A 19310-nucleotide genomic window follows, 5' to 3' on the forward strand; every position below is an offset into this window, starting at 1 on the left:
GTTTGCGCACTCCACATCTGGCGAGAATGGATCGCGCTTAACGGCTCACATAGTCGGGATACTGCTCGCAGATCAGATCGATGATCGACAAGGTGCCGGATAGATGCTGGCGCAGCGCGGCCACGGCCGCCTCAGGATCGCCCAGGCGAACGGCATCGACGACGGCCTGATGATCGACGATGATCTGCTCCAGCTTGCCCGGCATCGGCAGGTTGAGCATGCGCAGCCGGTCGATATGCACGCCCTGGCGCCGGACAGTCGCCCACAGGCCGAGAATGTCCGCCCTCTCGTAAAGCACCCGATGAAAATCCTTGTCGAGCGTGTCGAAGAGATCATAGGTCTCCGGCGACACGACATGCTTCTGGCGAGACAGAACCGTTTCCAGAGCTGCTGCCGTCTCATCGGGCGACTCCAGCGTCAGCCGGCGGACCGCTTCAAGCTCGATCGACAGCCGCAGGAAATGCGCCTCGATCGCATTGCGGACATCGATCCTTGAGACAACCGTCGCATATTGCGGATAGACTTCGACCAGCCCTTCCTCCTCCAACCGGATCAGGGCATCGCGCACGGGCGTCTGACTGACGTTGAATTCGCTTTGCAGCGAGATGCGCGACAGAACAGTCGTTGGCGGCAAGCTCATGGAAAGAATACGGGATCGCAGGATTTCCAGGATCTGCGGCGCAACCTGCCGGGAACGGTCCAGGGCGAATTCTTTCGGGTTGAGCTTCACTGGCGGCCTTTCTGATCGAGAGCGTCGATCCATTAAGCACAGTTTGGGGCTTGATGCACTGATACATTAGTGCTTTAGTCTGATGAAACCAACTTTCTTTCTCAAGAGTTGGATCAATCGGGAGGGATAAATGAGAGGACTTCTTCACTGTCTGACTGCGGCCGGCATCTTCATTGCTGGCGCTTTTTCAGCAAGCGCCGCCGAGAAGACCACCATTTCGATCACGCGCCAGCCGGGCATTCTTTATCTCGCCAGCCACGTCATGGAGACGCAGAAGCTGATCGAGAAGCATGCGGCTGCCGATGGGCTGGCCGGTGTTGCAGTGGAATGGCGCACCTTCAGCGGCGGCGGGGCGCAGACCGATGCGCTACTGTCCGGCAATGTCGACATCGTCAATACCGGCACCGGCAATCTACTGCTGCTCTGGGACCGCACCAGGGGCAAGGTCAAGGGCATCGTTACGAATTCCGCCCAGCCGGTCATCATGGTCTCGCGCGATCCGCGGGTTCAGTCGCTGAAGGACATCCAGCCGGGCGACAAGATCGCGGTGCCGACGGTCGGCGTTTCGACACAGGCGATCCTGTTGCAGATGGCCGCCGCGCAGATGTATGGCAATGATCAGGTTCATAAATTCGATGCCAATACGGTGCAGCTCGGTCATCCCGATGCGATGGCCGCGCTCGCCAACCAGCCCCATGAGGTCAAGAACCACTTTTCCGCCCCGCCTTTCCAGTATCTGGAATTGAAGCAGGCCGGCGTCCACAAGGTCATCGATTCCCGCGACATCATCGGTGGCGAGCTGACCCAGGGCACCTTCTTCACCACGACACAGTTTGCCAGCGCAAATCCGACGATCATCAAGGCAGTGCGCGAGGCGACGGCGGAAGCGATCGATTTCATCAAGAAGGATCCGAAATCGGCGGTGGAGGCCTACAAGACCGTCAGCGGCGACAAAACGAGCGTCGAGAACCTGCTGGCGATCCTCAACGAGCCGCACATGATGGAATTCCGCATGGACCCGCAGGGCACCATGAAGTTCGCTGATCATCTCTACAAGACAGGTGTGTTGAAGACGATGCCCAAGGCCTGGACGGATTATTACCTGCCGGAAGCGGCCGATCTTAACGGCAACTGACGCTCGCGGGCGGCTTCAATGCCGCCTGCAAGCCATCTCTTGGAGGAGCCTTCATGCTTCAGGCAAACATTCCTGTCGATAGGCCGATGACAGAAACGACGATCGCCAAGCCTCTGTTGAATGTCGAGAAGGTGACGCTGCGTTACAAGACGCCGAACCTCCTCATCACTGCGACCGAAGACGTCAGCTTCTCGGTGGCCCAATCCGACCGTTTCGTGCTCCTCGGACCCTCGGGTTGTGGGAAGTCGACGCTGCTGAAGGCCATCGGTGGCTACATGACGCCGACGGCGGGCCGGATCGAGATCAAGGGGCAACAGGTCAGGAAGCCCGGCGCCGACCGCATGATGGTCTTCCAGGAATTCGACCAATTGCTGCCTTGGAAGACAGTGCTCGAAAACGTCATGTTTCCGCTGACGACGGCGCGCCGCCTTCCACGCAAGGAGGCGGAGATCATTGCCCGCGATTACATCGAGAAGGTGAAACTGACGCGCGCGGTGGACACCTATCCGCACATGCTTTCCGGCGGCATGAAGCAGCGCGTCGCGATTGCCCGCGGCATGGCGATGCAGCCCGATATACTCCTGATGGATGAGCCCTTTGCCGCGCTCGATGCCCTCACCCGTCGCCAGATGCAGGACGAATTGCTGCAGCTCTGGGAAGACACCCGTTTCACCGTCATCTTCGTGACCCATTCGATCGCCGAGGCGATCAAGATCTCCAACCGCATCCTGCTGCTGTCGCCACATCCCGGCCGCGTCAAAGCCGAAGTGCGCGATGTGGAATCGGTCCGTGACGATGCCGCGGCTGCCGCAAAGCTCGAGCAGGAAATCCATCACATGCTGTTTGCCGAACAGGGACACAGGGAGTGAGACCATGAGCGCACCGCAGATCATCCTTGCTCCTCAGGCAGCCGAAACGGCTGGCCATATCGCCGCCGTCGAACAGAAGCTCGGCACGCTCGAACTCCTCTGGCAGTCGAGCCTGTTCCGCAAATCCTTGCTGATCGTCGCCCTCGCCATCATCTGGGAAGCCTATGCCAGGCATCTCGACAATCCGCTGCTGTTCCCGACGCTCAGCGACACGCTGACCGCACTCTACGACCGTTTTGCCGATGGCGTCCTGCCGGCACGCATCTGGACGACGCTGAAGGTTCTGGTGACGGGTTACGTCTCGGGAACGGTGCTCGCCGCCGTCCTGACAGTCGTTGCGATCAACACCCGTATCGGCACCGATTTTCTGGAAACCATGACCGCAATGTTCAATCCGCTGCCGGCAATTTCGCTGCTGCCGCTCGCGCTCATCTGGTTCGGCCTCGGCCCGGCAAGCCTCGTTTTCGTGCTTATCCATTCGGTTCTTTGGGCTGTGGCGCTCAACACCCATGCCGGCTTCCTCGGCGTCTCCCGCACCCTGCGCATGGTCGGCGCCAATTATGGACTGACCGGGCTCTCCTATGTCTTCCGCATATTGATCCCCGCCGCCTTCCCCTCGATCCTCACCGGCTTGAAAATCGGCTGGGCCTTTTCCTGGCGCACGCTGATTGCCGCCGAGCTTGTGTTCGGTGTTTCCTCCGGCCAGGGCGGCCTTGGCTGGTTCATCTTCGAAAACCGCAATCTTCTCGACATTCCCTCGGTCTTTGCCGGCCTGCTGACTGTGATCGTCATCGGGCTTATTGTCGAAAACCTGGTCTTCCAGACGATCGAGCGTCGGACACTGCAAAAATGGGGCATGAAGGAATGACGCGGCACATCGATTTCTCGCTTCCACCAACATTCGGATATAAGGCTGGAATATAATGAGCAGCAGGAAAAAGCCCTCGGAACTACGCAGCGCCAGATGGTTCGCACCGGACGATCTTAGAAGCTCTGGCCATCGGTCGCGCACCATGCAGATGGGCTATGCGCCCGAAGAATGGGCAGACAAGCCCGTTATCGCCATCCTCAACACCTGGTCTGATGCCAACCCTTGCCATGCGCATTTCAAGCACCGCGTCGAGGATGTGAAGCGCGGCATCCTGCAGGCCGGCGGCTTCCCGTTGGAACTGCCCGCCCTGTCGCTTTCGGAAAGCTATGTGAAGCCGACGACCATGCTTTATCGCAACATGCTGGCGATGGAGGCGGAAGAGTTGCTGCGCTCACATCCGGTCGACGGCGCCGTGCTGATGGGCGGCTGCGACAAGACCACGCCCGGTCTGGTCATGGGTGCGCTTTCCATGGGTCTGCCGATGATCTATCTGCCGGCCGGCCCGATGCTGCGCGGCAACTATCGCGGCGAATATCTGGGCTCCGGCTCCGACGCCTGGAAGTTTTGGGACGAACGCCGCGCCGGCACCATTTCGGAGAAGGAATGGGTCGATGTCGAGGCCGGCATCGCCCGCTCCTACGGCCACTGCATGACCATGGGCACGGCGAGCACGATGACGGCGATCGCCGAAGCACTCGGCCTCACCCTGCCCGGCGCCAGCTCTATCCCCGCACCGGATGCCAACCATATCCGAATGTCCTCGGCCGTCGGCCGCCGCATCGTCGAGATGGTGTGGGAGGATCTCGTTCCCTCCAAGATTGTCACGGAAGCCGCTGTCAACAATGCCGTTGCTGTCGCGATGGCGACGGGCTGTTCCACCAATGCCGTCGTCCACCTCATCGCCATGGCGCGGCGAGCCGGCACCAATCTCTCGCTCGACGACCTCGACAGGGCCGGCCGCACCACTCCGGTACTCGCCAATATCCGACCAACCGGCAAGACCTATCTGATGGAGGATTTCTACTATGCCGGCGGCCTGCGGGCCTTGATGGCGAAACTTTCCTCCAAGCTCGATCTGTCGGCCCTCACCGTATCGGGCTTCACCCTCGGCGAAACGCTGGAGGGTGCGAAATGCTACAATGACGACGTCATCCGATCGCTCGACAATCCGGTCTATCATGAGGGTTCGCTTGCGGTGCTGAAGGGCAATCTCGCCCCGACAGGCGCCGTCATCAAACCCGCCGCCTGCGATCCGCGCTTCCATAAGCATCAGGGACCGGCGCTGGTCTTCGACACCTATCCAGAGATGAAGGCGGCAGTGGACGATGAAAATCTCGACATCACGCCCGACCACGTCATGGTGTTGCGCGGCGCCGGCCCACAAGGCGGCCCCGGCATGCCGGAATGGGGTATGCTACCGATCCCCAAGGCACTCTTGAAGCAGGGGCACCGCGACATGCTCCGCCTCTCCGACGCCCGCATGAGCGGAACCAGCTACGGCGCCTGCATCCTGCATGTCTCGCCTGAATCCTACGTCGGCGGCCCGCTGGCGCTTCTGCGCAACGGCGATATCATTCGTCTCGATCTCGAAGCACGCCGTATCGACATGCTTGTCGACGAGGATGAGTTGCAATGGCGGCGCGACGCGTGGGTCAAGCCGGCGGAAAAATTCGGCCGCGGCTATGGCTGGATGTTCTCGCGCCATGTGGCGCAGGCCGACACCGGCTGCGACTTCGACTTTCTGGAAGCCAGCTTCGGCCCGACGCCGGGCGAACCCGACATCTACTGATCACAGAGGATACATCGCATGAGCAATTACGTGCTGAGCAACGAGACGCGCGACAAGCTGAAGGGTGTCGCGACGCCGACGATCGCAACCGCCCTCTTCAGGCGCGGTCTGCGCAACCAGTTCATCCAGGATGTCCGGCCGCTTTCGCCGAAGAAGGCGAACATGGTCGGCCAAGCCTTTACGCTGCGCTATATTCCGGCGCGCGAGGACCTGAACACGCTTGAAGTCTTCCGCAACCCGGAACATCCGCAACGCGCCGCCGTCGAACAATGCCCGCCCGGTTTCATTCTGGTCATGGATAGCCGCAAGGATGCGCGAGCAGCCTCGGCGGGCTCGATCCTGATCTCGAGGCTGCAGGTGCGTGGCGTCGCAGGCGTCGTCACCGATGGCGGTTTCCGCGACAGCCCGGAAATTGCCGCCCTCGACATCCCCTCCTATCATCACCGCCCGTCCGCCCCGACAAACCTTACGCTGCATCAGGCAATCGAGATCAACGGCCCAATCGGCTGCGGCGATGTCGCAGTTTTCCCCGGCGACGTTCTGGTCGGCGACAATGAAGGCGTTATCGTCATTCCCGCCCATATCGCCGACGAGATTGCCGACGAGACGGTGGAGATGACGGCCTATGAGGACTTCGTCACCGAAGAGGTCTTGAACGGCGCCACGATCATCGGCCTTTATCCGGCGACCAGCGACGCTCCGAAGCTGAAATTCGCCGAATGGCGGAAAAAGAACGGTCGCTAATCCCTCATCGAACAAACGCAGCCGGCCGCACCGCCGGCTGCGTTCCTCACAGCCTATTCTTCCCTGACCAGTTTCAGAACGAGCTGCTGGAGATTGCCGCCGTCGCTGAATTCGACCTTGTCGAAGTCGACATTGCGCTGCCGCTCCTTTTTGGAAATCTCGCCGAGCCGCTTCGTCAGTTCCACGCGGATCTTGCTGCATTTCGGATCGTCGGGCACGGAAAAACCGACGCTCATGGCCTCGATCTCCTTGACCATGTCCTTGATATATCCGCCATGCACCCGCTCATGCGCCTCGACGCCGGCGATGAATTTCTGCCAGCTTCTGCGGGTCGAGGCAGGCAGCTGCCCGGTGGGTTTCGGTAAGGTGTAGGTGATGATCACCTTGGGAATGTTGGTGGTGATGGTGCAGGCACCATCCGGCTGCGGCTCGTATTTGCGGGTCCAGGTGAGCTTGAAATCCGTGTGGGCGATCGCCCTTATCTTAGGACCAAGCAGCGGACCGCGCTCGCCGATCGAATCATAAAGTTCGGCGCCGGACGTTCCGGTAATCGCATAGGTCTTGATAATCTCGATCGGCTGCCAATCGGCATAGGCAGTCATCGGCAGAAAAGCGATGCATAGCGCCATCGCCGGCAATCGAATAGCTGATCTCACAAACTTCCCCGTGCACGCTGCTCAAGCGCGGCAAGCTAGCTGGTGACCCACGCCATTTCAATGAGTGTCAGGCCTCAGAATGCCGAGGCAGAGTACAGCACCTCTTCTGCGTCCTCTCGCTCCATATCGAAAACCCGTTTGCCGATGGCGAAGCTGAAGCCGTTGCGGGCGAAGGCAGAGAGTTCCTTCGCCTTGCGCTTCTCGTCGAGATCGCCACGGCGAAAAGGCCCGAAACCACGCTTCCTGGCAAAGATGACGGCGGATTGGAGATCATCGACCTCCTCCACTGCCGCGACGACCGTCTCGCCGGCAATGCCTTTGGAGGCGAGCCTGAAGGCAATGGCTTTCTTCGACTTACCGGAGCGAACCGCCGAACGCGTGCTGATCTCGGCAAAGGCGACATCATCGAGCACCTTCAGCTCATAGGCGAATTTGACGGCAAAATCGGCAAGCGCCTTGATCTGGGTTTCGCTGATCTCCTCGAACTTCTGCTTCGCTTTCTTGGCGATCGCATCGAACAGCTGCTTCTCGGTCATCATCCGGCGTTCAAGACGATAGATCGTGGAGTTGCGCGCCCAGGAGAGCATGCGGCTGGTGGGCGGTGTTTCATCCATGAAAGAAGGCATTCGGCGAAAGAGGAATCATCACGGAGAATTTTACGCAAGCCATACCGTTCAGGCAATGAATGCCCTTGGTTATCATGGGATGATTGGTTAAGTTGGCGCTGCGGCGCTCGGCAGGAACATGTCGAGCGCCCAACCCCATCGACGGTGGAGGCCGTCTCAAGCATCACATTGCTATGGATTACGGAGCCTGCGGCTCTCCCGGCCGCGTTGCCGATCAGGCATCGGTGCTCCGTCAGAGGAGACAGAAATGGATTATCGCAAGCTCGGCCCAAGCGGGGCCGTCGTCACCGCCTATTGCCTTGGCACCATGACCTTCGGCGCGGAAGCGGACGAGGCCGCGTCCCACAAGCTGCTGGACGATTATTTCGCCTGGGGCGGCAATTTCATCGATACCGCCGACGTCTACAGCGCCGGCAAATCGGAAGAGATCATCGGGCGCTGGCTGAAGGCACGTCCGACCGAGGCTCGACAAGCCGTGGTCGCCACCAAGGGCCGTTTTCCTATGGGCAAGGGCCCGAACGATATCGGTCTGTCGCGCCGGCATCTGGGCCAAGCCCTGGACGACTCGCTGCGCCGACTCGGCATCGATCACATCGATCTCTACCAGATGCATGCCTGGGATGCCCTGACCCCGATCGAGGAGACGCTGCGCTTTCTCGACGATGCCGTGCGTGCCGGCAAGATCGGCTATTACGGCTTCTCCAACTATGTCGGCTGGCACATTGCCAAGGCGGCCGAGATCGCCAAAGCGCACGGATACACGCGGCCGGTGACGCTGCAGCCGCAATATAATCTGCTCGCCCGCGAGATCGAACTTGAGATCGTCGACGCGTGCCTGGATGCTGGCATGGGCCTTCTGCCGTGGTCGCCGCTCGGCGGTGGCTGGCTGACCGGCAAATACAAGCGCGACGAGACGCCAACAGGCGCCACCCGTCTCGGCGAGAACCCAAATCGCGGCAACGAATCCTATGCCGCCCGCAATGCACAGGAGCGGACCTGGGCGATCATCGATGCCGTTGCAGAGATCGCTAGGGCACGTGACGTCAGCATGGCGCAGGTGGCGCTTGCCTGGACGGCAGCGCGTCCAGCCGTGACCTCTGTCATCCTCGGCGCCCGTACGCGCGAGCAGCTTGCCGACAATCTCGGCTCGGCAGAACTGAAACTGTCGGAAGCGGAGATGGGCAGGCTGAACGACATCAGCGCACCGCAGGCAGCGGCCTACCCCTATGGCGAAGGCGGCAGGAACCAGCGCCACCGCAAGATCGAGGGTGGCCGGTAACACGAACTTGGCGGCGAAGATTGCTCTTCGCCGCCAGTTTTTTCACTCTGATATCGGAGTGGCGCAAGAATCTCCGGTCAGACCAGCGGCGGGTTGAGCCTGGCAAACCCTTCCTGCCGCCGATAGGGAAAATAGGGATAGGGCGCGGTCACGGCGCTCACCTGGTCCAGTTTTTCGATCTGCTCCCTGGAAAGCATCCAGCCGACGGCTCCGAGATTCTGGCGCAACTGCTCTTCATTGCGCGCGCCGATGATGACGCTCGATACCGTCGGGCGGCTCAAGAGCCAATTAATCGATATCTGCGGCACGCTCTTGCCGGTTTCGGCGGCAATCTCATCCAGCACTTCGACAATATCGAACAGCTTTTCGTCATCGACCGGCGGACCGAAGGTTGCGGTCTCGTGCAGGCGGCTTTTCTCCGGCAGCGGCTGACCACGGCGGATCTTGCCCGTCAGCCTGCCCCATGCAAGGGGGCTCCAGACCAGGGCGCCGACATTCTGATCAGCGCCAAGCGGCATTAACTCCCATTCATAATCACGGCCAGCAAGCGAATAATAGACCTGATGGGCGACGTAGCGCGCATAGGAATGCTGGTCGGAAATGGCGAGCGATTTCATCAGCTCCCAGCCAGCAAAGTTCGAAGCGCCGATGTAGCGGATCTTGCCCGCCTTCACGAGGGTGTCGAGCGTCGAGAGCGTCTCCTCGATCGGCGTCGAGGCATCGAAAGCATGTAACTGCAACAGGTCGATATAATCGGTGCCGAGGCGGCGCAGGGCAGCATCGACTGACTTGATCAAGCGGGAACGCGAAGTGCCCCAATCCGCCGGTCCGTCGCCCATCGGCAGAGCGGTCTTGGTCGAGATCAGCACCGCATCGCGCCGACCTTTGATCGCCTCGCCGAGGACTTCTTCCGAGGCACCGGCCGAATAGACATCGGCGGTGTCGAAGAGATTGACGCCGGCCTCGAGGCAGATATCGACGAGGCGCCGCGCCTCCGTCGCATCCGTCGAGCCCCAGGCGCTAAAGAGCGGCCCGCTGCCGGCAAACGTTCCAGCTCCGAAGCTGAGTACGGGGACCCTCAAACCGGAAGCACCAAGATTTCTGTAATCCATCGTCTGTCTCCTTTGCTTTCCCAATAGATAGACGCTCCCGCGCCGTTGATATAGATTGCCGACAAGAAACTGATTTGTGATTTCAATTCATCATGAGCCGTCAAGATATCAATCGCTCCGGTGAGATGGAGGTCTTCGTCCGCGCCGTGGAGCTCGGTGGCTTCACCGCCGCGGCCACAGCCTGCCGCATGACACCCTCAGCCGTCAGCAAACTGGTGGCAAGGCTGGAAAAACGCCTCGGCACGCGCCTCATCAACCGCTCGACGAGACGTCTGCAACTGACGCCCGAGGGGTGCGGCTTCTATGAGCGCAGCGTCGCAATTCTGGCCGACATGGCCGAGGCGGAACGTCATGCTTCGGCAGGTGAACGAGTAGCAGGGCATATCCGCATCAACACCAGCGGTTCCTTCGGTAATCATTTGCTCGCCCCGCTCATTCCCGCCTTCATGGCGCTCTATCCGGATGTCTCGCTTGAGGTCTTTCACACCGATCGTGTCGTGGATCTGATGGAAGAGCGGGCGGATGTCGCAATCCGCGCCGGCCCGCTGAAGAGTTCCAGCCTCACCGCACGCAAGCTCGGCACGACGCGCAGCATGATCGTCGCATCACCGGACTATTTGCAGCGGCATGGCGTCCCCCGCTCGCCGGAAGAGCTGAAAAAACATAGCCGCATCGACTTTTCTTATTCTCGGGCGATTGAAGGCTGGCCCCTGCGGCTCGGCAATGAGATGATGACGCTGCCCGCCCTGCGTGGCCTGCAGGTCGGCGACGGCGAAGCTATGCGCCATCTGGTGCTCGAGGGGGCCGGCATTGCGCGCCTTGCCACCTTCACCATCAAAGCCGATCTCGAAGCTGGACGGCTGCTTCCGATCCTGGAAGAGTTCAATCCGGGTGATGTCGAAGAATTCTACGCCGTTTATATCGGCCAGGGCGGACCGCTACCGGCTCGGGTGCGGGCGCTTCTGGAATTCCTGCGCGACAATGTCAGGCTATGAAAACGCGATGCGGCCCCTTGGGAGCCGCATCGCTCAATTTGAAAGCAATAGCCATCTATTCCTGATCAAGCCGCCGGTTGACGGGTCTTGCGCAGATAGGGCAATACCGTGTCGAACGAGCCGAAACGGGTGATTGCATCTTCGTTGGAGACGGCAGCCGTGATGATGACGTCTTCGCCCTGCTGCCAGTTTGCCGGCGTTGCCACCTGGTGCTTTGCCGTCAGCTGGATCGAGTCGATGGCGCGGAGAATTTCGCCGAAGTTGCGGCCTGTCGTCATCGGATAGGTGAGGATCAACTTGATCTTCTTGTCCGGGCCGATGACGAAGACGGAGCGAACGGTGGCGTTGTCAGCGGGCGTGCGCCCTTCCGAGCTTTCACCGGCACCTGCCGGCAGCATGTCGTAGAGTTTGGCGACCTTGAGATCCTTGTCGCCGATCAGCGGATATTCGACTTCGAAGCCGGTTGCCGTCTTGATGTCGCTCTTCCACTTGCTGTGGCTTTCGACCGGATCGACGGAAATGCCGATAACCTTGACACCGCGCCCGGCGAATTCCTGCTCCAGGCCAGCCATCGCCCCCAGTTCGGTGGTGCAGACGGGCGTGAAGTTCTTCGGGTGAGAGAACAGCACGGCCCAGCCGCCGCCAATCCAGTCATGGAACTGAATCTCGCCCTGCGTCGTCTCAGCGGTGAAATCAGGAGCAATATCGTTGATACGCAAACTCATTATAGTACCTCCAAAATGTGAGCCTCGCCGCATGCCTTGAAAGCTGGGCGAGAAACAGCACGGTCAAAAAAGTCGGCCGCACAATGACGTCGAATGCCTCGCATGAAAAGCCCTCTTTCAGGCGGATGCGGCGATCGCTGTCGAAAATCCGTGCGGCCTGCGATGCCTGGCACGCGCCTTCACCATTTCGAGGAAAGCGTAGCCGCTGGGCCACCGTCCAAAGCCGCTGGCGACATTGATATGGCCGGCCAGGCCAATATTGCGGATATCGGAGTTCCACAGCCGCCCGAACATTGTGAGACGATCCAGCCGCATATAGATGTCGTTCAGGCTGCCGATCGTCATGCTCGGGAAAGGCAGTGTTTCCGTCGGCATCGTTCCGAAGGAAAGATGGCCCGGATGAAGCGTCTCGGTCGCGGGAATATCGCAAGGCGCGACGAGAAGCGCACCCTTGATCCTTCGCGCAGCCGGGCGACCGGCCAACCTGGCCGTCAGCAGGCAACCGAGGCTGTGGGCGACGATATAGGCTTCGCCTGCCTCTTCCAGCGCTGCTTCCAGCCTTTCCCTCCAAATGCCGAGATTGGGAAAATCCCAATCATCCTGCTCGACAAGCCGTGCGTCAGGCTGGTCCTGCAGCCAATGGCGCTGCCAATGGCCTTCGCCCGACCCGAACAATCCCGGCACGATCAGCACTCTGGTCATGATACCCCCGCCGCCGATTTAAGCGAGAACCGTAGCTCGCGACACGAAACCAAAGGCAGCCCCTTCAATACCAGAGCGCCGGCATGGAGCACCAATAGTAGAGTTCATAATCGCGGGCTGAAGGCTCCCGGTCGTGAGAGACCGGCGCCGCCGCTTGCACGGACACGTCCCTCTTTCCATCCAACGGGAAGAAACCGAAAATCGTCTTCAGGCGACTGATGATATTAGATCTCATGCAACCCTCCATCACGTTGAATTCCGGCCCGATGCTCGCAGACCGCATCTCTCCAGGCACTATTCCGCAGCGACCAGCGCCGCTGCCCGATGCGGAAAGAAGGCGGCGAGCTCGCCGACAACCTCGTTGATCCGGTTGGCGAGCGGCTCCGAGGAAACTTTGTAATTGGTGAAATCGCGATCCGAGGCATAGACCGCGGTCGGCAGCGTATGGGCCATGAAGAAACCGAAGAGCGGCCGCAGCTGGTGCTCCACCATCAACGCGTGGCGATCGCCGCCGCCGGTGGCGGTGATGATGATCGGCTTGGCGCGCAGTTCATGCGGATCGATAAGGTCGATGAGATGTTTGAACAGGCCCGGATAAGATCCCTTATAGGTCGGCGAACCGATGATCAGCGCGTCCGACGAGACGATATCGTCGATCACACGCTTCGCCCGATCGTCAAGATCCTGGCGCGATAGCGCAAGGCCGAGCGAAGGGCCGACATCGTGCAGGTCGTGGACCTTGGCTGAGAACCCGTATCGGTCGCTCGCCAGATCGGCGACGGTCTGGACCAGTGCGTAGGTCTTCGATGGCCGGTTGAAGCTGCCGGCAATGCCGACCAGTTTAGGCGCACTCATTCTCATCCCTTTCAGAACGTCGGGCATGTTTTCGATAATGCGAATATTGTCCATAAAAATGGTAGATTAAAAGAAATAGCGATCTCTGAACGCACCGAAAACGAGAAATCTCTTTCCCGCGTCGCGGCGTCTGAAATCAGCGGGCCTTCCGTTCGTCAGGCTCAAAATCCAGAGGAAACCAATCGCAACAGGTCATTTCCTGTGGGAAAACTGCAAACTTCATCCGTCCAACACATGATGCCGGTGCACATGTGGCAGTAGTCCCCACGCATCCCGACCCCGATAGTGGATCGGGTTTACCCGGCGTAGCCTTACGCATCCGGGTATCGCAAAAGCGAATGGAGACAGTCCATTGGGTTCGCCCGTGGCAGCCTTCCAGAACAGCAACATCAGGACCTGGAGGTCTTAAATGAAGAAGCATATCGCTGCCGCCTTATTCGCCGCAGCACTCTATACCTTTGCCGGCGCCGCAAATGCCGATTGCGGCTCGGTATCGATTGCCGAAATGAACTGGGCGTCGGCGGGCGTCGCGGCAAATGTCGACAAGATCATCCTCCAGGAAGGTTATGGCTGCTCGGTAGAACTCGTCACCGGCGATACGTTGCCGACCTTCACCTCGATGAACGAGAAGGGACAGCCCGACATCGCTCCCGAGCTTTGGATCAATGCAGTCCGCACGCCGCTGGATCAGGCCGTCTCCGAAGGGCGTTTGGTCATCGCCGCCGGCATTCTCTCCGACGGCGGCCAGGACGGCTGGTGGATTCCGAAATTCCTCGCCGACGCTCATCCCGATATCAAGACCGTTCAACAGGCCCTGGAACATCCCGAACTCTTCCCCGCATCGGACGACCCGAAAAAGGGCGTCATCTACAATTGCCCGCCCGGCTGGCAGTGCCAGGCATCGCTCGGCAATCTCTTCAAGGCACTCGATGGAGAGAAGAAGGGCTTCGAAATCGTCGAGACCGGCTCCGCCGCGGCCCTTGACGGCACGATCGCCAACGCATTCGAGAGAAAGACCGGCTGGCTTGGCTACTATTGGTCGCCGACATCAATCCTCGGCAAGTACCCGATGGTTCGCCTCTCCTTCGGCGTACCCCACGACAAGGCGGAATGGGATGCCTGCACATCCGTCATCGACTGCGCCAATCCGAAGGTCAACTCCTATCCCGTCTCGGAAGTCTACACCGTCGTCACCAAGAAATTCGCCGAAAAGGCCGGGGTTGCGATGGACTATCTGAAGAAGCGGAAATGGGCCAACGACACGGTGAACAGCCTCCTTGCCTGGCAGACGGACAACCAGGGCACCAACGAAGACGCGGCCAAATATTTCCTGAAGACCCATGAAGACATCTGGACGACATGGGTGAGCCCGGAAATTGCCGCCAAGGTAAAGGCTTCCCTTTAAAAACCTCGAACATTGGCGACGCGATGAACGATCGCGTCGCCAGCCCTCGCCCCATGCTTGCGCACGCCCCAATCCCCTCTCGAATGGTGTGATGAAAAAACTTGTTCCAGGGGGTGGCAAAAAAATAAAGCACGCTATGTAACGCATATAAGTGGAGAGAAATATTAAGTCGGTGGAGGAGACAGCCCGGCACAAAGGAAGAGGTTTGCGATGCCCAATTCAGTTTTGAATGCCCTAGGCCAGCCACTCTACTATAGCGACACCTCGACGGGGTTCTTCTCCGCGACCGGTTCAGGCCCGACGCTCTACGGCACCAGCGGCAATGACTCCATGTGGGGCGACAGCTCCGTCAACGTGACCATGGTGGGTGGCACCGGCGACGATATCTACTACCTCTATTCGAGCCTCAATCACGCCTACGAAGCCCCCAATGCCGGTGTCGACACCATCAACACCTGGATGGACTATACCCTCCCCGAAAACTTCGAAAACCTGACGGTGACCGGCAACAACCGCCATGCCTATGGCAACGATGCCGATAACATCATCACCGGCGGCAGCGGCAGCCAGACCATCGACGGCGGCGCCGGCAACGATGTGCTGACGGGCGGCGGCGGGGCCGATACCTTCATCATCTCCAAGGGCAATGGCAGCGATCTCATCACCGATTTCAGTGATGACGACAAGGTGCGCCTCAACCAGTATGGCCTGACGTCCTTTGATCAAGTCATCAGCCATTCCAGCCAGGAAGGCGCGAATGTCCGTCTTGATCTCGGCAATGGCGAAAGCCTGGTTCTCGCCAACAAGACCGTTGCCGATCTGCACGAGGATCAATTCCAGCTCGGGCTGGACAGGTCTTCGCTGACGCAAACCTTTTCGGACGATTTCAACTCGCTCTCTCTGCATGAGGGAACACAGGGCACCTGGGATGCGAAATATTCCTGGGCGCCCGACAAAGGCAGCAGCCTGAACGACGAGCTGCAATGGTATATCAACCCGTCCTACGCGCCGACCGCATCGGCAAACCCGTTTTCCATATCTTCCGACGGTGTCCTGACCATCACGGCGAAACCGACGCCCGACGCATTGAAGACAATCGTCGAGGGCCATGACTATACATCCGGCATTCTGACGACCTATTCCTCCTTCTCGCAGACCTATGGCTATTTCGAAATGCGGGCCGAGATGCCGCATGACCAGGGCGTCTGGCCGGCCTTCTGGCTGCTGCCGGAGGACGGCTCCTGGCCGCCGGAACTCGATGTCGTGGAAATGCGCGGCCAGAATCCGAACACCGTCAACGTGACTGCCCATTCGAACGCCACCGGCGAACACACGATGACGTCCATTCCAGTCGAAGTGCCAAGCACGGACGGCTTCCACAATTACGGCGTGCTCTGGGAGAAAGATCAGATCACCTGGTATTTCGACGACGTCGCCGTCGCCCATGCCGCGACGCCCGCTGACATGCACAGCCCCATGTACATGATCGTCGATCTCGCCGTCGGCGGTGTGGCGGGCACGCCGTCAAATGGGCTTCCGAACGGGTCGGAGATGAAGATCGACTACATCAAGGCCTATTCGCTGGATGACCACGCGTCACAACTCGCCGCCTCGGCTCAAACAGCCCATACGTCGGACTGGCACATCTGAGATCCGGCAGTCAAATCCACGACGGGGGTGCCTCGCGGAGGCACCCTAATCCTCCTTGAATGCCCGCCGGATCTGATCGGTCATGGGCTTTGTCAGATAGGCCAGAACGCTTCTCTGGCCTGTTTGCATGAAAGCCTCTGCCGGCATGCCGGGCAGCGGCGTCAATTTCCCCAACCGATCCCACTCCTGCTTCGGCACCCTCGCCCGCACGATGTAGTAGCTCTGGCCTGAACGCTGATCCGTCGCCAGATCGGCAGAGACGGTTTCCACACGCCCGTTCAACTCTGGCGTAATCCGCTGATTGAAGGCCGGAAATCGCAGCGAGACCGGCTGTCCGACAGAAATCTGATCGATATCCTGGGGTGAAAGTTTCAGCTCGGCCACGAGCGCATCCTTGTCGGGGACGATCTGCATGACAGCTTCGGCAGGTGAAATCACGGCTCCCTCGGCGTGGATGCCCAGTTGATCAACGACACCGGCCTGCGGCGCCCTGATGTCCACCCGCTTCAAATCATCTTCCGCAGCAACCAGACGTTCCGAATATTGTCCCGTATCACTCTCCGCCTGTCGCAGCTGATCGGAAACCTGCGAACTCTGATCGGCGTCGATCTGGAGGATCTGCAGCTCGGTTTCCGCGATCTTGCCACGGGTCTGGGCGATCGACGAAACGACATTGCCGAGGTCGCCGTTCAGCGAAGCACTCTCCCTTTGCAACGAATAGACCTTGGTCGCCGAAATGATACCCTGGCTGAGCAGCCCTTCAAGACTGCCAAGCTCCTTGCCAATCAGCGCGATCTCGCTGCGTTTGCCCTGCTCCTGCGCCAGAAGTCCCTCGATCTCCTGCTGCAGCTGCTGGATTCGCTCGCGCAGCTGCGATTTCTGGCCATTGCGCGAAGTCTGGCGGTCTTGAAAGAGCCGCCGCTCCCCTGCCAGAATGGCTCCAACGTCTTCGTCGCTGGCGGAACGAAGCAGATCGGCCGGAAAGGCAATATCATCCTTGCCGTCACGCTCGGCGACCAGACGCGCGGTGCGGGCGGAGAGTTCATTTAGGCGCTTGCGAATGATCGCAAGATTTGCCCTGGTCTGCGTGTCGTCGAGCCGCACCAGCACCTGGCCTGCGTAGACATGGTCGCCGTTCTTCACGAAGATCGTCTTTGCGATGCCGCCCTTGAGATGCTTCACCGGCTTTACATAGCTGTCGACAACCAGGCTGCCGGAGGCAATCACCGCGCCGGAAATTTTCGTCGCGGCGGCAAGGCCGCCCATCACGCCGAACAGCAGTAATATCGCGGCTACGATCAGAAGGGACAGGCGGCGTATGGCGCGTTCGGTTGAGGGTGAAGGCCTGTCGTTCATCGTGCTTCTCCCCCGGCGATCGCGAGTGCCGCTGACCCCGCATGCTTGGGCGGCAACCCAAGGATCTCCTTCTTCGGACCGAATGCCTGCACCTGGCCGCCGGCAACGATCATCACCGTATCGGCAGCAGCAAGTGCGCTCGGCCTGTGGGCAATGACGATGGCGATGCCGCCACGCTCCCTCACGCCCGTCAGCGCCGCGCTCAGGCACGCCTCTCCTTCCGCATCGAGGTTGGAATTGGGCTCATCCAGCACCACCAGAAACGGATCGCCATAAAGTGCGCGCGCCAATGCGATGCGCTGCCTCTGGCCGGCCGAAAGCCGTGAGCCGCTTTCACCGATCACCGTATCGAACCCTTCGGGAAGCTTAACGATCATGTCGTAGACGCCGGCAGCCCTGGCGGCCGTTATGATTGGTTCGGGCGCCATATCCCTGGCGAAGCGGGAAATATTATCCGCGATCGACCCTTCGAGCAGACTGACATCCTGCGGCAGATAGCCGATATGCCGGCCGAGTTCATCCGAATCCCATTGCGACAGCGCTGCCTTGTCGAGCCTGACGCTGCCGATCGCAACCGGCCAAAGGCCGGTGATCGCGCGTGCCAGTGACGATTTTCCCGATGCACTCGGGCCGATGACGCCCAGCACCGTTCCCGCCGATATCTTGAACGAGACATTACGCAGGATGAGATCACGGCCACCGGGAGATGCCACACTGATGTTCTCGACGCTGAGCTCCTGCATTGGTGCCGGCAGCGTGAGCACGTGCTGCTCGACGGGTGCGACATCGATGAGTTTCGCAAGCCGCGCCCAGCCCTGACGCGCGGCAATGAAACCCTTCCATTGCCCGATTGCAAGCTCGACGGGCGCCAGCGCCCGCGTCACAAGGATAGAGCTGGCGATGATGATGCCGCCCGTCGCCTCTTGGCGAATGACGAGGATCGCGCCGACGGCCAGCACTGCGGATTGAAGCATCATGCGCGCGATCTTTGCCGTAATCGTCAGCGCGCCCACGATGGAGCCCGCGGCCGCTTGATGCTTCAGATAGTCATCATTCATGGCGACCCATTTCTCGGTCAGCCGGCCGGCAAAACCCATCGAGATCGCCGCCTCCCAGTTTCGCCGAGCAGCCTGGGCAAAACCAAGGCGCTGCGCTGAGGATTTGGCCGCTTCGAGCGCCGGCCGCCGCGACAATATTTCCGCGAGCAGGGTAATGCTGACCAGTAAAACAGCGCCACACAGGGCGGTGACGCCGATCCAGACATGGAACAGCGAGCAGAGGATCAGATAGAACGGCACCCAAGGCAGATCGAAGAGCGCCGTCGCGCCGCTGCCGGATAAAAACGTGCGGATCTGCTCGAGATCGCGGACAGACTGCAGCCCGTCATCCGTTGTCTGTTTCTGGGTCGGCAGAAACAGAAGCGAGCGGAAAACTTTTCTGTTCAAGCGCTCGTCCAGAGACATGCCGATGCGCGCAAGCAACATCGTGCGCAGCAGCTCCAGTGCCCCCTGGAAAAGGAAGAGGGTCGCCACGATGATGACGAGCCCCGACAGCGTGGGCAGGCTGTGGCTCGGAATGACCCGGTCGTAAACCTGCAGCATGAAGAAGGAGCCGGTCAGTGCCAGCACATTGATGGCGGCGCTTGCGAGCGCAATGCTGAAGAAGGCCTTGCGCAGCGACGACAGCATCAGCGAGACGAATGTCTGCGGCGGTTCTTTCGGGACGGCAAGCATCTCGCTTCGTTCCTCAATATTGGCCGTCGCATGCGGCAGGGGTTTGCGTGATGTTCGTCAGCATCGCCTCCCGCTCGA

19 protein-coding genes are annotated in these 19310 nt (G+C 60.1%); 9 read left to right on the top strand and 10 right to left on the bottom strand.

Annotated features, from left to right (window positions below; all coding sequences use genetic code 11):
• Positions 1 to 37: 37 nt before the first annotated feature.
• On the bottom strand, positions 38 to 730 hold the full coding sequence (locus ACQZ6F_RS03925) for a GntR family transcriptional regulator (RefSeq protein WP_449092734.1): 693 nt from the start codon (positions 728 to 730) through the stop codon (positions 38 to 40).
• 130 nt (positions 731 to 860) lie between these two features.
• Between ACQZ6F_RS03925 and ACQZ6F_RS03930 the strand changes: the two genes are divergently transcribed.
• The 5 genes from ACQZ6F_RS03930 to ACQZ6F_RS03950 are packed head-to-tail and all read left to right on the top strand — an operon-like array spanning position 861 to position 6138.
• The gene (locus ACQZ6F_RS03930; RefSeq protein ID WP_449092735.1) at positions 861 to 1865 is read left to right on the top strand and encodes an ABC transporter substrate-binding protein; all 1005 of its coding nucleotides are present in this window, start codon (positions 861 to 863) and stop codon (positions 1863 to 1865) included.
• Between the two features lie 53 nt (positions 1866 to 1918).
• Entirely contained in the window at positions 1919 to 2734 is an 816-nt protein-coding gene (locus ACQZ6F_RS03935; RefSeq protein ID WP_449092736.1) for an ABC transporter ATP-binding protein, read from the top strand.
• A 4-nt stretch (positions 2735 to 2738) separates the two neighbouring features.
• Positions 2739 to 3602, top strand: coding sequence for an ABC transporter permease (locus tag ACQZ6F_RS03940; RefSeq protein WP_449092737.1), 864 nt, complete (start codon positions 2739 to 2741; stop codon positions 3600 to 3602).
• A gap of 55 nt (positions 3603 to 3657) precedes the next feature.
• Positions 3658 to 5394, top strand: a complete 1737-nt coding sequence (gene araD, locus ACQZ6F_RS03945; protein ID WP_449092738.1) for an L-arabinonate dehydratase — start codon at positions 3658 to 3660, stop codon at positions 5392 to 5394.
• Positions 5395 to 5412: 18 nt separating this feature from the next.
• The gene (locus tag ACQZ6F_RS03950; protein ID WP_077467776.1) at positions 5413 to 6138 is read left to right on the top strand and encodes a ribonuclease activity regulator RraA; all 726 of its coding nucleotides are present in this window, start codon (positions 5413 to 5415) and stop codon (positions 6136 to 6138) included.
• Between the two features lie 53 nt (positions 6139 to 6191).
• On the opposite strand, the gene ACQZ6F_RS03955 is transcribed toward ACQZ6F_RS03950, so the two are convergent.
• Both ACQZ6F_RS03955 and recX read right to left on the bottom strand, forming a co-directional pair.
• Entirely contained in the window at positions 6192 to 6767 is a 576-nt protein-coding gene (locus tag ACQZ6F_RS03955; protein WP_077467775.1) for a DUF922 domain-containing Zn-dependent protease, read from the bottom strand.
• 101 nt (positions 6768 to 6868) lie between these two features.
• On the bottom strand, positions 6869 to 7408 hold the full coding sequence (gene recX, locus ACQZ6F_RS03960) for a recombination regulator RecX (protein WP_449092739.1): 540 nt from the start codon (positions 7406 to 7408) through the stop codon (positions 6869 to 6871).
• A gap of 259 nt (positions 7409 to 7667) precedes the next feature.
• On the opposite strand from recX, the gene ACQZ6F_RS03965 reads away from it, so the two are divergent.
• Positions 7668 to 8699 carry an aldo/keto reductase gene (locus ACQZ6F_RS03965; RefSeq protein WP_449092740.1) on the top strand — a complete coding sequence of 344 codons (1032 nt, stop codon included), beginning with the start codon at positions 7668 to 7670 and terminating at the stop codon, positions 8697 to 8699.
• Between the two features lie 77 nt (positions 8700 to 8776).
• On the opposite strand, the gene ACQZ6F_RS03970 is transcribed toward ACQZ6F_RS03965, so the two are convergent.
• The gene (locus tag ACQZ6F_RS03970) at positions 8777 to 9811 is read right to left on the bottom strand and encodes an aldo/keto reductase (RefSeq protein ID WP_449092741.1); all 1035 of its coding nucleotides are present in this window, start codon (positions 9809 to 9811) and stop codon (positions 8777 to 8779) included.
• Positions 9812 to 9903: 92 nt separating this feature from the next.
• Between ACQZ6F_RS03970 and ACQZ6F_RS03975 the strand changes: the two genes are divergently transcribed.
• Positions 9904 to 10806: a LysR family transcriptional regulator gene (locus ACQZ6F_RS03975; RefSeq protein WP_449092742.1), complete on the top strand. Its 903-nt coding sequence runs from the start codon at positions 9904 to 9906 to the stop codon at positions 10804 to 10806.
• Between the two features lie 65 nt (positions 10807 to 10871).
• On the opposite strand, the gene ACQZ6F_RS03980 is transcribed toward ACQZ6F_RS03975, so the two are convergent.
• The 4 genes from ACQZ6F_RS03980 to msuE all read right to left on the bottom strand — a co-directional run bounded on the left by ACQZ6F_RS03980 (position 10872) and on the right by msuE (position 13088).
• A complete protein-coding gene (locus ACQZ6F_RS03980) occupies positions 10872 to 11531 on the bottom strand; it encodes a peroxiredoxin (RefSeq protein ID WP_068393793.1) in 660 nt (219 codons plus the stop codon).
• Positions 11532 to 11648: 117 nt separating this feature from the next.
• Entirely contained in the window at positions 11649 to 12233 is a 585-nt protein-coding gene (locus ACQZ6F_RS03985; protein WP_077467770.1) for an RBBP9/YdeN family alpha/beta hydrolase, read from the bottom strand.
• A gap of 64 nt (positions 12234 to 12297) precedes the next feature.
• Positions 12298 to 12468: a hypothetical protein gene (locus ACQZ6F_RS03990; protein WP_449092743.1), complete on the bottom strand. Its 171-nt coding sequence runs from the start codon at positions 12466 to 12468 to the stop codon at positions 12298 to 12300.
• Positions 12469 to 12527: 59 nt separating this feature from the next.
• The gene (msuE, locus tag ACQZ6F_RS03995; RefSeq protein ID WP_077468257.1) at positions 12528 to 13088 is read right to left on the bottom strand and encodes an FMN reductase; all 561 of its coding nucleotides are present in this window, start codon (positions 13086 to 13088) and stop codon (positions 12528 to 12530) included.
• A 409-nt stretch (positions 13089 to 13497) separates the two neighbouring features.
• Between msuE and ACQZ6F_RS04000 the strand changes: the two genes are divergently transcribed.
• Together ACQZ6F_RS04000 and eglC are read left to right on the top strand one after the other, a co-directional pair.
• Entirely contained in the window at positions 13498 to 14493 is a 996-nt protein-coding gene (locus tag ACQZ6F_RS04000) for an ABC transporter substrate-binding protein (RefSeq protein ID WP_449092744.1), read from the top strand.
• A 210-nt stretch (positions 14494 to 14703) separates the two neighbouring features.
• Positions 14704 to 16143 (top strand): endo-1,3-1,4-beta-glycanase EglC, encoded by a 1440-nt coding sequence (gene eglC / locus ACQZ6F_RS04005; RefSeq protein WP_449092745.1) that lies wholly within the window; start codon positions 14704 to 14706, stop codon positions 16141 to 16143.
• A 45-nt stretch (positions 16144 to 16188) separates the two neighbouring features.
• On the opposite strand, the gene ACQZ6F_RS04010 is transcribed toward eglC, so the two are convergent.
• Complete coding sequence (locus tag ACQZ6F_RS04010; protein ID WP_449092746.1) at positions 16189 to 17499, bottom strand: HlyD family type I secretion periplasmic adaptor subunit; 1311 nt, start codon at positions 17497 to 17499, stop codon at positions 16189 to 16191.
• Complete coding sequence (locus tag ACQZ6F_RS04015; protein WP_449092747.1) at positions 17496 to 19232, bottom strand: type I secretion system permease/ATPase; 1737 nt, start codon at positions 19230 to 19232, stop codon at positions 17496 to 17498. Before ACQZ6F_RS04015 ends, ACQZ6F_RS04010 begins: the two co-directional genes overlap by 4 nt.
• Positions 19233 to 19310: the final 78 nt, after the last annotated feature.

Source organism: Rhizobium sp. A22-96 (assembly GCF_053521805.1).

Bases quoted from the DNA above. Each gene is read 5' to 3' on its own strand.
- ACQZ6F_RS03930 (WP_449092735.1), top strand. From the start codon at position 861: ATGAGAGGACTTCTTCACTGTCTGACTGCGGCCGGCATCTTCATTGCT.
- ACQZ6F_RS03935 (WP_449092736.1), top strand. From the start codon at position 1,919: ATGCTTCAGGCAAACATTCCTGTCGATAGGCCGATGACAGAAACGACG.
- ACQZ6F_RS03940 (WP_449092737.1), top strand. From the start codon at position 2,739: ATGAGCGCACCGCAGATCATCCTTGCTCCTCAGGCAGCCGAAACGGCT.
- araD (WP_449092738.1), top strand. From the start codon at position 3,658: ATGAGCAGCAGGAAAAAGCCCTCGGAACTACGCAGCGCCAGATGGTTC.
- ACQZ6F_RS03950 (WP_077467776.1), top strand. From the start codon at position 5,413: ATGAGCAATTACGTGCTGAGCAACGAGACGCGCGACAAGCTGAAGGGT.
- ACQZ6F_RS03955 (WP_077467775.1), bottom strand. From the start codon at position 6,767: ATGGCGCTATGCATCGCTTTTCTGCCGATGACTGCCTATGCCGATTGG.
- recX (WP_449092739.1), bottom strand. From the start codon at position 7,408: ATGGATGAAACACCGCCCACCAGCCGCATGCTCTCCTGGGCGCGCAAC.
- ACQZ6F_RS03965 (WP_449092740.1), top strand. From the start codon at position 7,668: ATGGATTATCGCAAGCTCGGCCCAAGCGGGGCCGTCGTCACCGCCTAT.
- ACQZ6F_RS03970 (WP_449092741.1), bottom strand. From the start codon at position 9,811: ATGGATTACAGAAATCTTGGTGCTTCCGGTTTGAGGGTCCCCGTACTC.
- ACQZ6F_RS03975 (WP_449092742.1), top strand. From the start codon at position 9,904: ATGAGCCGTCAAGATATCAATCGCTCCGGTGAGATGGAGGTCTTCGTC.
- ACQZ6F_RS03980 (WP_068393793.1), bottom strand. From the start codon at position 11,531: ATGAGTTTGCGTATCAACGATATTGCTCCTGATTTCACCGCTGAGACG.
- ACQZ6F_RS03985 (WP_077467770.1), bottom strand. From the start codon at position 12,233: ATGACCAGAGTGCTGATCGTGCCGGGATTGTTCGGGTCGGGCGAAGGC.
- ACQZ6F_RS03990 (WP_449092743.1), bottom strand. From the start codon at position 12,468: ATGAGATCTAATATCATCAGTCGCCTGAAGACGATTTTCGGTTTCTTC.
- msuE (WP_077468257.1), bottom strand. From the start codon at position 13,088: ATGAGTGCGCCTAAACTGGTCGGCATTGCCGGCAGCTTCAACCGGCCA.
- ACQZ6F_RS04000 (WP_449092744.1), top strand. From the start codon at position 13,498: ATGAAGAAGCATATCGCTGCCGCCTTATTCGCCGCAGCACTCTATACC.
- eglC (WP_449092745.1), top strand. From the start codon at position 14,704: ATGCCCAATTCAGTTTTGAATGCCCTAGGCCAGCCACTCTACTATAGC.
- ACQZ6F_RS04010 (WP_449092746.1), bottom strand. From the start codon at position 17,499: ATGAACGACAGGCCTTCACCCTCAACCGAACGCGCCATACGCCGCCTG.
- ACQZ6F_RS04015 (WP_449092747.1), bottom strand. From the start codon at position 19,232: ATGCTTGCCGTCCCGAAAGAACCGCCGCAGACATTCGTCTCGCTGATG.